Here is a 13,052-nt window from a genome sequence, read left to right on the forward strand (position 1 = left end):
CGTCTATTTTGGACAGATAGGTTTAGGTTTCTTTATAGGTAGTAACGACCACCGATTGCCCATTTGTCGTCTGTATCACGAGCATTGGCATCGTTAAGGTCAAATTGGTAGCCTGCGTAGCCGACGAAGTTTGGTGCAAAGTTGTATTCGACTTGTAATGCCACCTCTTCACGTGCAGTTTCAGTCATTGCATCTGATTTGTTCACTTTGCCTTCAACCATTTCATAGTTGATGCTGAAGTTTAGGCTGTTTGCTAGTGCGTAAGCCGCTAATAACTCGTATGCATCACTTTCTTCAAGAGTGACGCCTGAAGTGAGACCAGCATTCATGTTTTCATTAGCTGCGTAGATACCGGCTAGGTAAAGCCCGTTGCCGTAAGAACCGTACGCGATAGAAACAACATTCGATTCCGCTGTTTGTTTACTCGAGCTATTTACTGCGGTGAAATCACCTGTGCTCAATGCGTAACCAAGTTTAACGCCTGCGACTGAGTAATCTAGAGCGACTTGAATGCGGTTATCGTATTTAGCGCCTGACTCGACAAGAATGACGTCGCTACTATTCTCATCCCATTTCAGAGCTGACGATGTAGTATCGTTGCTACCTTGCCAGCCTAGGCCAAAGTTAAACTCACCCGCTGAACCAAACTCAAAACCTTTGCGGTAAGAGATCATTTTGTCTGCACGGCCTGTACCTAGAGCGCCATGGTTGTCATACAAGAAATCATTGGCGAATGCGATAGGCATATCGGTAGCACCAGCGACATCGTAGTACGGAGCCCACTGGGTGCCGATTACAGCGCGACCGCCTAATTCATGAGTGATGCCAACGTAACCTAAACGAGTAGTAAATGTATTATCAGCACCATTTAGGTAGTTGATTGCCCATTCGCCGCGAGCATCAACGACAACACCGTTACCAAGGTCTTGTTTTGCAGTGAAGTTGATACGTGGAGAGTTGGCACCAACATCAGTATCGCCCTGTTCAGAACCGTTGACGTTTACAGAAACGTGACCACCAATATCAAAAGAGGTACCGTCTTGATCGTATAGAGAGACAGCGAAAGTAGAAGTTGAAAGAGTGGCGATAACGGTCGCGAGAATTGTTTTCTTCATTACAAAATCCATATGAGTGATTAAACCTAAAAAACGCTTGCCAGTATCTGAACAATGACAAGATGGATATAACTGTATTTCACAAGTTCCAAATTTTTCCAAAAAACAAACTAAAATTTTAAAATCGACATAAAACCTTTTAAATCAGTGAATTAAAAGTTAATTAAAAGCATCTTTAATCGGCCTTTGATGTTTTTTGTGTTTACATATATTTACACATGGCTTGGGATTATGGCTGGCAACAATCTATAAAGTTCAATGGCAGAAATTAAGGGCGTATGACTGAGCGATTACTAGTCAAGGGCTGATTAGAGTTACGAGTCGCTAAATGGTCTATTTAAGTTACTCGCTGATAAGTGCGACTGACTTGTAAGCAATAGATCAAGAATCAGGGTTAACACCGTGATTAATTTCACGGGTTGAACTAAATCTTCGTTTGCGTTAGATCAACAAAAGTTTGCTTGATTTGTTTAAATGTTCTAATAAAAGTTGAAACATTCAAAAAATATTGAATAATGGTATCAACAAAACAACAGAAGCATTAGCTTCAAAACATTGTCGTCTGAAACAGGAACATACCCATGTCGAACGCGTTTGTGCTGGTTATCAACTCTGGTAGCTCATCGTTAAAATTTGCAGTCATCGATTCACAATCTGGAGAAGCAATTGTGAGCGGCTTAGGTGAATGCTTTGGTTTGCCCGAAGCGGTCATTAGCTGGAAATACCAAGGCGAGAAAACCGAGCAGGCAATAAACGCCCCGGACAATCATCATCAGCACGCCATTAATCGAATCGTCGATTTAATAGCGACGTTAGATTTAACCAAAGATATTGTTGCCGTAGGCCACCGCATCGTTCATGGTGGAGAAAAATTCACCTCCACCGTTCGCATTGATAACGAAGTCTTGGCTGAAATCGAGAGCCTGTCTGACTTAGCGCCGCTGCACAACCCAGCCGGTGCTAAAGGTATTAAAGCCGCTATGCAGGCTTTCCCATCACTACCACAATTTGCCGTGTTCGATACCGCTTTCCACCAGACCATGCCGAAGAAAGCTTTTACTGGGGCGATTGCACAAGAGCTGTACACTGATCTCGGGGTGCGTCGTTACGGTTTCCACGGTACAAGCCACTATTTTGTTAGCCGTGAAGCCGCAAAAATGATCAATAAGCCAATAGAAAAGTCGAGCTTTATCTCTGTCCACCTTGGCAATGGCGCGTCGGTTTGTGCAATTAAAGACGGCCAGAGTATCGATACCTCGATGGGCTTCACTCCGTTGTCTGGTTTAATGATGGGTACACGTTGTGGCGACTTAGACCCTGGTATCATTGAATACCTTCTTAAGAAAGGTTGGTCTCAGGAGAAGGTGTTTAACTCACTCAATAAAGAGTCTGGTTTCTTAGGTGTGTCAGGTTTAACTAGTGATGCCCGCGGTATTCTAGACGCGATGGAACAGGGCCACGAAGGGGCGACGCTGGCGTTCCAAGTATTTACTTACCGTGTTGCCAAATACGTCGCTTCCTATCTTGCGGCATTAGATTCGTTAGATGGCATCATTTTTACCGGTGGTATCGGTGAGAATGCACTGCCAATTCGCCGCGAGATCTTAAACAACCTCAAACTGCTCGGTTTCGTTGAAGATGAGGCAGGAAATGAAGCTGCACGCTTTGGCGCGGCAGGGGTCATCGCAAAATCTGAGATGCTCAACGCGGTAGCGTTAGTTGTCCCGACTAATGAAGAATACGTTATTGCCCAACAGTCGGTAGAATTGCTTTAAGTTACTAATACTAAAATATTTTAAAATGAGACCAAGTGACTTATGCTTGTAAGTTAAGCATGACTAACTTCTTCTTTGAGGCCTTGTTGCATTGCGACAAGGCCTCTTTTTACTGCTCTCGGATAGGCTCGTTCTGGTTTTTGGCACCGAAAATTATTCATGAGCCTTTAATCTAGGTAGCTAATATTGCGTTTGGAATTAGCTCTTATTTGATCTGTGGATAAATGTATAATCGACAGCACTTTAAAACCATCTGAGTAATGTTAATCAACTCATAGCAATGGATTATTGATGAAATTACAAAAAATCGACAAGCAGCTATACCGTTCACGTTTGAATGTCGTCATTGTATCGTGTATCGCCGTTTTTGCGGTATCTAGTCTGGCATTTTCTCAAGCGCTAATTTATGTTTTCCCATCAGAATCTGGTTCTCACTTTCATTGGAACCTACTCGGTGTCGTGGTAAGCGCAATAGGACTGGTGGCGACATTAGTTAAGTTAAAAACACACCCGAAAATGCGTGAAGTATCGTATGTTTGGGATCTAAAACAGGTGTTGAACTTAATTTATCGTAAGAACAGAGTGCTTAAAGCTGCGGCAAAAGCGGGTAATGTCGATGCGATGTTAGCCCTTCAGTTTAGCTATGATGGCTCTCGCCAGCTTTGGCAATTAGACGACAACACCCTGACTTTAAATAGCTTGGAAAGCGCTCAAAGTGAACTCGATGGTTGGGTTCAAGAGCACGGCATTATATTAGATATTTCAGGTTTTCGTTCGGAGATTCTAAAGTCGTTTTAGGCGGTCAGCAGGTTGCTTGTGCTCTGAGCAGTCGTTGACTTGACGCTTTTGCTTAAAGTTATTAAGTGTCTATGTCCTCACGACGGGCGTGAGGACTTAGAGAGGAATATAGCCCACGAACCGCCAATCAAAACGCAATCCCGTGGTGATGGTGCTATTTATCCATAGAAACCGCAGCAGCTCTGATATAGCCAATAGGGTAGTTTGTCTTAGTAGAGGCGCTAAAGTATACCCCAACAAAGTCACGTTTTGGATCGATATAAATTCCTTGGTTGTTATGGCCTAATTTGGCAAATGCGCCATCGCTCCACAAGAAATCAAATTGCGAACCACTACCAACCACTGACTGGTTTCCTAGGTATAAGTGCGCGGTTTGGCCAATGATGTTTTCATTCAGGATCTTAGCTGGCACCTTAATATCAAACATGTAGTCGACGATTTTTGGTGAGATGACTTGCTTGCCAGACAACTTCTCAAAAGAAGGCGTGTAGAGAAGACCAAATCGGCCCATATCTTCTAATGTTGAGTTCATCGCCGTTGCGGCATGAATGCTACCATCTGGGAATAAGTTGGCGACCATTTCTCCAGTGCCTGCGTGCTGAAAGAGTCGCTCATAAAGATAATCAACAAATTTCTTACCAGTCACGTTTTCTATCGCGACACTCAAGACTTGGGTATTTAAGCTAGCGTATTGAAACTTGGTGTAAGGTTCCGCGATCTTTTCACCCTCGCGGATAACTTCAATCCAGTCCTCTTTTTTACCGTTGTAATAGTCGCCAAACGATGCCTTGTAGTAACGTTGCTCAATCGTGCCTGATTTATACATATTACCCGAGATATCATCCAGATTAAGACCTGCCGTCATGGTCAGTACGGCTCGAACTGGCACACCATCCCACGCGCTGTCTTTCAGCCTTGGCACATAATCAGTAATCGGCGCCTCTGGATCTATTTTACCATTGACAATCATGTCTAGAATTAAGGTGCCCGACAGCGCTTTAGTGACTGACATCCATAAATGCTGGTCTTGTGGGCGCATGCCAGGATATTGTTCAAAAATCACTTTCCCTTTATGAATCATCATGATGCCTTGAAGCATTGAATCAGGGGCATCGATAAACTCTTGTAATGTTGGGAAAGGTTTGCCGTCAATATCCGAGTAAGTGAGATTGTTTAAATCAGAGTCAAGGTCTCGGACTAACTCGAAGCTATTGCTCGCTTTAGGCACCACGGCACTAGGAAGAAATTCCCACATGTGATTGAAGTAATATAAGGCATCATCGACGGCAGTCTTTTTGTAATCCAGTGCGTCGACAGAAAAATGTCGGAAAGAGAAAAGATCGTGCGCTCTACGGACACGATCGATAGGATAGCCCTCTTCGAGTAACTTTTTGTGATCTGCAAGAGTGAGATTTGATTGTTGACCAGCATACTTGGTTGATGATTTAGCGTCGGTCGCCGTGTTCATTGCCGCATAAGTGTGAGTATTTAAGCTCATCGCGACCAATAATATCGCACTTAGCTTGGATACATGATTCATTTGCTTCTCCTTATTTTGATTGACGTACAATTAGCGTTAACTGAAATGTCTGCCAATCAGTTGAAATCGCACTTTATTCAATGTGAGTAAAACTCTTTACAGCTTGAGGCTTTAACCAAAGCGACGAGCGTGAATCGACAAGATATTAGGACATTATTGACAGAAAAAACTTGCGCCGAGACATTGTTTAACTCTAATTTCGCCATTACTTCCTTTATTTCTACAATGTACTTGATTGAATTGCTCCGCGAGCTGAGAAATGAGCGCTTCGATTTCATCTACTTAATATCGGTATTCGCTTGTTGAACTCAATATTAACTAAATAATCAATCAGATGGTAAGTTTAGACAAAAGTCATAATTAATGCTGAACGATAAATAGATAGTTTTTAGTTAGTTCTAAAGATAATGACAATTATAGTATTTAAATGGGGGGGCTAAATTAAGACTAAAGTTAAATGCAAAAATAACAGTAAAATTATCGTCATTGACTAAGTTCTCTATTGATAATGATGCTGTTTAAATAGTGATTAGACTTAACTGTTTCTATGCAACACTGTTTTTTTTCATAGAAAACAACACTATAGCTTATTGCTGATAATAATGACGAACAAGTCAAATCCTTTAAAAACAGTTGCTTAAGTGAAATTAACATGGTTATAACATTTCATTCCATATGAGATCTTGTTCAACCTTATGCATTTTATTCAATAAAATATTTGAAGTGTAATAAATAAGGTTTAGTTTAAATAATATAAAGGCGACGTAAGTCTTAGATGATTATTAATAACGTTTGTTGGTGCTTTGTATCGAGCACTGTTCAATTTATATCAATGAATACATTAATTGCTGTAAGGAATGGAGTCTCTTGATGAAGAAAATCGCTTTGATCACTGGATCAAAAGGCGGAATTGGTTCTGCTATCTCAACGCAACTAGTCGAAGATGGGTATCGCATTATTGCTACTTACTACACGGGTAATTATCAATGCGCACTTGACTGGTTCAACGCTAAGGGTTTTACCGAACAACAGGTACGATTGTTTGAACTTGATGTAACTGATACCGAGCAGTGCGCTCAACGTTTAGCTGCATTGCTTGAAGAAGAAGGTACCGTGGATGTTGTGGTTAATAATGCAGGTATCACACGTGATTGTACATTTAAGAAGATGGATGCTTCAGCCTGGAAGGACGTTATCGAGACTAATCTGAACAGTGTTTTCAATGTCACTCAACCACTGTTTGCTGCGATGTGTGAAAAAGGTCATGGACGAGTGATTAATATCTCATCGGTTAACGGCCTCAAGGGGCAGTTTGGGCAAACAAATTACTCGGCGGCAAAGGCTGGCATGATTGGTTTTTCAAAAGCATTGGCTGCTGAAGGTGCTCGCAGTGGAGTTACGGTTAACGTTGTTGCTCCCGGTTACACAGCCACACCAATGGTTGAAGAGATGAACGCCGAAGTTCTTGAATCGATTAAAGCGCAAATTCCGATGCGTCGCTTAGCCACACCTCATGAAATTGCTCAGTCAGTCTCTTTTTTAGTCAGTGAAGCCGGTGCCTATATAACAGGGGAAACGCTCTCTGTAAACGGCGGCTTATATATGCATTAAAGGAATAATCATGGAACGTATTTTTATTGTTGGGGCTAAGCGCACGCCTATCGGTTCTTTTGGTGGCTCATTAAAAGATATCTCTGCTGGAAACTTGGCCTCTATCGCGATTAAAGCCGCGCTAACGGAAAGTGGCGTATCGGTTGATTGCATTGATGAAGTCATTGTTGGCAATGTGATTAGTGCTGGGCAGGGTATGGGGGTTGGACGACAAGCGGCGCTCTACGCTGGTATTCCACATCAAGTACCTGCGTACTCACTTAACATGGTATGCGGCAGCGGTATGAAAGCGGTGATGGATGCGGCTAGTCATATTAAAGCTGGAGATGCGCAAGTGGTCGTTGCTGCCGGTGTTGAGGTCATGTCACAAATTCCTTTTACTGTGCCAGCGAGTATTCGTGACGGAAACAAGATGGGCAATATGACCCTGACCGATCTGCTTATTAATGATGGGCTGACCGACGCTTATAACCAGTACCATATGGGCGTGACGGCTGAAAACGTAGCAAAACAGGTGGGTATTAGCCGAGAGCAACAAGATGAATACGCGCTAGCGAGTCAGCTCAAAGCCGTCTCTGCCATTGAAGCTGGAAAGTTCAAGCAGGAAATCGTGTCGGTGGATGTTAAAAAGCGCCGTGAAACCGTAATTTTTGATACCGATGAATACCCAAAACCAGAGGCAACCATTAGTGGTTTATCTCGACTTCGTCCAGCGTTTGATCGCGATGGAACGGTCACTGCGGGCAACGCGTCTGGAATCAATGACGGTGCCAGTGCCATTGTGATTGCAAGTGAATCTGCACTGAATAAGTACAATCTCACTCCTCTTGCCGAGGTCGTCAGTTACGCTCAATCGGGTTTGGAGCCTGAAATTATGGGTTTAGGACCTGTCGAGGCAGTGACCAAGGCGTTGGCAAAAGCACAGCTCACCACTGACGATATCGATCTCTACGAGCTTAATGAGGCATTCGCTGCGCAAGCGCTGGGTGTGATACACAAACTTGCTGAGACGCATCAGGTGTCAGTTTCATCAATTCTAGACAAAGCAAACTTAAACGGTGGGGCAATTGCATTAGGTCACCCCCTTGGTGCGTCGGGTAACCGAATTTTAGTCTCACTTGTACACGAACTAAATCGCGAAGCGCGTCAATATGGTGTGGCTTCGCTTTGTGTCGGTGGTGGTATGGGCACTGCTGTCGTAATTAAATCAATTAGTTAACTATTCATAAATGGACTTACTTTAGGAGTAACACGCATGTACACAGATTTTTTTAAAGCATTTACTGATCAAACAGAACAAACTTTAGCGCCGTATGCGAAATTCAACAAACTCGTGACGAAAAATGTTGAAGTACTGACGGAGCTTCAGCTCAATGCTATTCGTACTTACAGTGAAATGGGTTTGACACAAATGAAAGCGGCGAGTGAAGTGAGAGACGTGACGTCACTGACAGCGTTTAATAGCCAGCAGTTGAGCGTACTGACTAAGTTATCTCAACAGATGATGGACGATAGCAATAAGTTACAATCGATTGCCAAAGAGTTCAAAGATGATGTTGAGCAGATGACATCGGAAAACCTTAAGACAGTGACTCCTGCATAACACTGACTTGTTTTGCCGCCGAAAGGCGGCATTTTTCCGATCTTAGGAGTAGTATTATGTTACAGCACTTCTTTTCGGACTACCTTGTTAAGCTTCAAGAAACCAATCAAAAATGGTGGGATGATCTCGAGCTCAGCAGGGCAGCCGCAAACACCCCTCTCAATAAAGCAATGCAAGAAGTCAATTTTGAAGATAGCGCCAAACTATTTGAAAATGCGGCGAATCAACCGGCTGCATTGTTAAAGTTACAAGCCGAATGGTGGCAACAACAGCTGCAAATTTGGCAAAATGTTGTACTAGCAGGCAACACAGAACAAGAGCTCATTTCGGCAGAAAAGGGCGATAAACGTTTTTCTCATCAAGAATGGAAAAACGACCTATTTTATAATTTTATTAAACAGTCCTATTTATTGTTTAGTAAAACTTACCTCGATACGATAGAGAGCATTGAAGGCTTAGATGAAAAAAGCAAAGAAAGGATCAGTTTTTTTTCACGTCAAGCCATTAACGCGCTATCGCCAAGTAACTATATAGCCACCAACCCTGAACTGCTTAAACTGACGTTAGAGCAAAATGGTCAAAACTTACTGATCGGTCTTGAGCAACTTAAGCAAGACGTAGAGTCAAGTGCAGATATCCTTAAGATCCGTATGACGAATAACAATGCGTTCCGCATTGGTGAGGATGTGGCCAATACACCGGGTGATGTGGTTTACCGTAACGAGTTGTTCGAACTTATTCAATATCGTCCGCTGACGGAAACCGTCAATGCAACACCGCTGCTGATTGTTCCGCCATTTGTGAATAAATACTACATCCTTGATTTACGTGAAAAAAATTCGATGGTGCGCTGGCTTTTGCAACAAGGCCACTGTGTATTCATGATTTCTTGGCGTAATCCAGGTGAAGCGCAGCGTGAGGTAGAATTTGGTGACTATGTTACGGAAGGCGTTGCCAAAGCAGTTTCAGCCATTGAGGACATTACTGGTCAGGAGCAAGTTAACGCTGCAGGGTATTGTATTGGTGGCACCGTGTTGGCAAGCACTATTGCTTACTATGCGGCCAAGCGAATGAAAAAACGCATTAAGAGCGCTACGTTTTTTACCACTCTGCTCGATTTCTCTCAACCTGGAGAGGTGGGTGCTTATATCAACGACACCATCATCAATGCGATTGAACTGCAAAATAACGCCAAAGGCTATATGGATGGTCGTTCTTTAAGCGTCACCTTTAGTCTTCTGCGTGAAAACAGTTTGTACTGGAACTACTACGTTGATAACTACCTTAAAGGGCAAAGCCCAGTAGATTTTGACCTCTTGTACTGGAACAGCGACAGCACCAATGTGGCAGCAGCAACCCACAATTTTATGCTGCGTGAACTTTATCTCAATAACAAGTTGGTCCAAGACAAAGGCGTCAAAATTGGTGGTGTCTGGATTGATCTCAATAAGATCAAAGTTCCCAGTTATTTTGTCTCCACCAAAGAAGACCATATTGCGTTGTGGCAAGGGACTTACCGTGGTGCGCTTAATGTTGGTGGCAATAAAACCTTTGTTCTTGGTGAATCTGGCCATATTGCCGGAATCATAAACCATCCAGACAAAGGCAAATATGGTTACTGGGTTAATGACTCTTTAGACGATAACGCCGATGAATGGCTAGCTAATGCCGCGCACAATGAAGGTTCGTGGTGGACGCATTGGAATCAATGGCTACTTGGATTTAGTCCTGAAGAAAAAGTTGAACCGTGCAGTGTTGGCAGTGAGCAATTTCCGTCACTGGAAGCTGCGCCCGGTGGGTATGTTAAGCAAGTTCTGCCAATTAAAGCTTAATATAATTAAGTCTAGGTCGCGTCATTGAGAGCCTCTAGTTTTTTCTAGGGGCTTTTGTTTGTAATCAAGGACGGGATCTGGTTAATTATCTGAGCAAGAAAAGATCAACTGTTTGGCACGGGTAGGGAAATAGAATGAAAACCATTGGTGTTATTGGTGGAATGAGCTGGGAATCGACCGCAACGTATTATCGTTATCTCAATGAGCAAATCAAACGACGTATGGGTGGATTACATTCAGCCAAAGTGATCATTAATAGCGTTGATTTTGCCGAAATCGAGCAATTACAGCGGTGCGGCGATTGGCAAACCAGTGGCGAGGTCTTGACGCAAGCGGCATTGTCTTTACAACATGCGGGCGCCGATTTTTTTCTTATCGCAACCAACACTATGCATAAAGTCGCGAGTCAAATTGAGCAGTCAGTTTCGATTCCGTTATTGCATATTGCTGACGCAACCGGACAAGAGCTACAGCGTCAAAACATAACTAAGGTAGGGTTACTAGGTACGGCGTTTACCATGGAGCAAGATTTCTATAAACAAAGGCTGATCGACAAATACGCTATAGATGTCGTGGTGCCTAATGGGGCGCAGCGTAAGCGGGTTCATGATGTTATTTACAATGAACTCTGTCTTGGACAAATCCATCGCCATTCGAAAAATGATTACTGCGCGATTATTGAAGATCTTGCCGGCAATGGGGCGCAAGGGGTCATTTTAGGTTGTACAGAAATCGGTTTATTGGTCGAGCAAACTGATAGCCAAGTTCCCTTGTTTGACACGGTACAAATTCATGCTCTGGCCGCCGTTGAACAAGCGCTGAAATAAATGCTTATTTCAGCGTTCGATGTTAGCTGATGGGTAAGTCTAAACTTGCGCCCCATTCAGTCCAAGAACCGTCATAAACCACTAAGTTCTGATAACCACAAATGTGAGCGGCAAGTAAGACAATACAGGCGGTAACGCCTGATCCACAGCTAAAAATAGTTTGTTGTGCTTGATTAGACAAGGTGCTCGATAAAACACGCTCAAGCTCTTGATTCGGTTTAAACTTGTGTCCATCGACCAATTCGGCAAATGGGAGGCAAACTGAATTTGGAATATGGCCACTACGAACGCCCACTCGCGGTTCTTTCACTTTACCGTAAAAGCGTGCACGACCACGAGCGTCCACCGTGAGACTGGCCTGATTGTCGATATTAGCTAATACATACTTGGCATCAACAAAGTAGTTAGGATCAAGCTTGCCTGAAAAGTTACCTGCTAGCTTATTCTCTACATAGGATTGGCTAAGTTCTAAACCTTGCTTCTTCCACTCAGTCAAGCCACCATCAAGCACATAAACCTGTTTATGCCCCATGGCTTTTAGCATCCACCACGCTCGGGGTGACGCGAAAGTACCGCTGTTATCGTAAACGACAATTAGCGAATCAGAATTTAATCCTAATTGGCGTGCAAGTTGATTGAAACGCGCTTCGCTGGGCATCATATGCGGTAATTGAGATTCGGGATCGCAAAAAACCGTGTCATAGTCGAATCGGCGCGCTCCCGGAATAAGGTTGACGCGGTCTTTTTCGACTTCTCCAGGGATCTGAAAATCGATGCTGGCATCAAGTACAACCAATTGCGGGTTGTTGCTCTGCTGCATAAGCCACTGAGGGCTGACTAGAGGTGACATTATTATTCCTTTAATTATCGAGCCTGATTACATTGTACAAGCTGGTAAGTGACAATGTCACTAAACAAGCTTTGCTTTTGTAAGATATATACGTCAGAGCCATCAGGACAATCCGTTTTTGGGTCGACTTGCACAAGCATGAGTTGTTGTTTGGATTTAATATTCAAAAACAGTCGATGCCCGTCTAAAGACTGAGTTAATGTTTGCGACACAACGATGCCTTCGAAGTGTTCATTGTTCGGTGTTTTTATCCCTAGCAATAACGCAAGTAGCACACAAGTAAGGGCAAGGGCAGCGAGATAGTGTTTTGGACTGTTCATCGTTTTACTCTCGCGGCTCCGTAGCTATGCACACACTGGGCAGGTTGGCATTTTCATTAAGTTCATTTCACGCCACGACATCGTTAGCGCGTCTAACATGAGGATTTTGCCTTTTTTCGCGTTACCGTAATTAGCGATAACCTTGATGGCTTCCATTGCCTGAACTGCGCCAATAATTCCCACCACAGGTGACATGACGCCAGCTTCCACACAACTTAAAGCGTTGTTACCAAAAAGGGCGCTTAAGCATTGATAACAAGGTTCAGTTGGGTCTTGATAAGTAAAGACGCTCACTTGTCCTTCCATACGAATGGCGGCGCCAGAGACCAGCGGAATTTTATGTGCAAAGCAGATCTTGTTGAGCTGATTGCGTGTCTCGACATTATCCGATGCATCAACGACTAAGCTATGAGCTTGGATTAAGGTGCTAAGTTCATCATCATTCAAACGGCGATCTATGGTCTCTAGCTTAAGGTAGGGATTGAGTTGTTTGAGTGAATGTGCCGCTGACACGACTTTTTTTGTGCCTATATCAGCGTCATGATGCAAAACTTGACGCTGTAGGTTCGATAATTCTACAACGTCATCATCAATTAAAGTCAGCTTACCAATACCGGCAGCAGTCAAGTATTGACTTGACGCGCAGCCTAAGCCTCCAGCGCCAAGGATCAAGATTGAGCTCTGCTTTAGCGCTTCCTGGCCGTCAAAATCAAACTGTTTAAGGATGATTTGGCGGTTGTAGCGCAACATCTCTGGATCAGAAAGAATTTCCACAAACACC

At 43.4% G+C, this 13,052-nt stretch carries 12 protein-coding genes; 7 read left to right on the top strand and 5 right to left on the bottom strand.

The features are described 5' to 3' along the window. Window positions 1-32: 32 nt before the first annotated feature. On the bottom strand, window positions 33-1,115 hold the full coding sequence (locus BS19_RS15395; protein ID WP_038176468.1) for a porin: 1,083 nt from the start codon (window positions 1,113-1,115) through the stop codon (window positions 33-35). A 581-nt stretch (window positions 1,116-1,696) separates the two neighbouring features. Here BS19_RS15395 and BS19_RS15400 point away from each other — a divergent pair. Together BS19_RS15400 and BS19_RS15405 are read left to right on the top strand one after the other, a co-directional pair. After that, entirely contained in the window at window positions 1,697-2,890 is a 1,194-nt protein-coding gene (locus BS19_RS15400) for an acetate/propionate family kinase (RefSeq protein WP_038176469.1), read from the top strand. A 291-nt stretch (window positions 2,891-3,181) separates the two neighbouring features. Beyond that, window positions 3,182-3,688, top strand: coding sequence for a DUF3087 domain-containing protein (locus tag BS19_RS15405; RefSeq protein ID WP_038176471.1), 507 nt, complete (start codon window positions 3,182-3,184; stop codon window positions 3,686-3,688). A gap of 154 nt (window positions 3,689-3,842) precedes the next feature. Here BS19_RS15405 and BS19_RS15410 read toward each other — a convergent pair whose 3' ends face one another. Beyond that, window positions 3,843-5,228: a serine hydrolase domain-containing protein gene (locus BS19_RS15410; RefSeq protein ID WP_038176472.1), complete on the bottom strand. Its 1,386-nt coding sequence runs from the start codon at window positions 5,226-5,228 to the stop codon at window positions 3,843-3,845. Window positions 5,229-6,098: 870 nt separating this feature from the next. Here BS19_RS15410 and BS19_RS15415 point away from each other — a divergent pair. From BS19_RS15415 to BS19_RS15435, 5 genes are all read left to right on the top strand, one after another. Continuing rightward, the gene (locus BS19_RS15415) at window positions 6,099-6,839 is read left to right on the top strand and encodes an SDR family oxidoreductase (RefSeq protein WP_038176473.1); all 741 of its coding nucleotides are present in this window, start codon (window positions 6,099-6,101) and stop codon (window positions 6,837-6,839) included. Window positions 6,840-6,849: 10 nt separating this feature from the next. After that, on the top strand, window positions 6,850-8,058 hold the full coding sequence (locus BS19_RS15420) for an acetyl-CoA C-acetyltransferase (RefSeq protein WP_038176475.1): 1,209 nt from the start codon (window positions 6,850-6,852) through the stop codon (window positions 8,056-8,058). 36 nt (window positions 8,059-8,094) lie between these two features. Next, window positions 8,095-8,442, top strand: a complete 348-nt coding sequence (locus tag BS19_RS15425; RefSeq protein WP_038176477.1) for a phasin family protein — start codon at window positions 8,095-8,097, stop codon at window positions 8,440-8,442. A gap of 56 nt (window positions 8,443-8,498) precedes the next feature. Beyond that, window positions 8,499-10,274, top strand: coding sequence for a class I poly(R)-hydroxyalkanoic acid synthase (gene phaC, locus BS19_RS15430; RefSeq protein ID WP_038176479.1), 1,776 nt, complete (start codon window positions 8,499-8,501; stop codon window positions 10,272-10,274). 134 nt (window positions 10,275-10,408) lie between these two features. Further along, on the top strand, window positions 10,409-11,101 hold the full coding sequence (locus BS19_RS15435; protein WP_038176481.1) for an aspartate/glutamate racemase family protein: 693 nt from the start codon (window positions 10,409-10,411) through the stop codon (window positions 11,099-11,101). A gap of 22 nt (window positions 11,102-11,123) precedes the next feature. Here BS19_RS15435 and BS19_RS15440 read toward each other — a convergent pair whose 3' ends face one another. From BS19_RS15440 to moeB, 3 genes are read right to left on the bottom strand one after another with little or no spacing between them, the layout of a single operon-like run. Further along, window positions 11,124-11,954 carry a sulfurtransferase gene (locus BS19_RS15440; RefSeq protein ID WP_211253018.1) on the bottom strand — a complete coding sequence of 277 codons (831 nt, stop codon included), beginning with the start codon at window positions 11,952-11,954 and terminating at the stop codon, window positions 11,124-11,126. Between the two features lie 11 nt (window positions 11,955-11,965). Next, window positions 11,966-12,271 carry a hypothetical protein gene (locus BS19_RS15445; RefSeq protein WP_038176484.1) on the bottom strand — a complete coding sequence of 102 codons (306 nt, stop codon included), beginning with the start codon at window positions 12,269-12,271 and terminating at the stop codon, window positions 11,966-11,968. Between the two features lie 24 nt (window positions 12,272-12,295). Further along, on the bottom strand, window positions 12,296-13,045 hold the full coding sequence (moeB, locus tag BS19_RS15450; protein ID WP_038176486.1) for a molybdopterin-synthase adenylyltransferase MoeB: 750 nt from the start codon (window positions 13,043-13,045) through the stop codon (window positions 12,296-12,298). Window positions 13,046-13,052: the final 7 nt, after the last annotated feature.

The sequence above is a fragment of the Vibrio pacinii DSM 19139 genome (assembly GCF_000711795.1).
In the GTDB taxonomy this organism is placed as follows: domain Bacteria; phylum Pseudomonadota; class Gammaproteobacteria; order Enterobacterales; family Vibrionaceae; genus Vibrio; species Vibrio pacinii.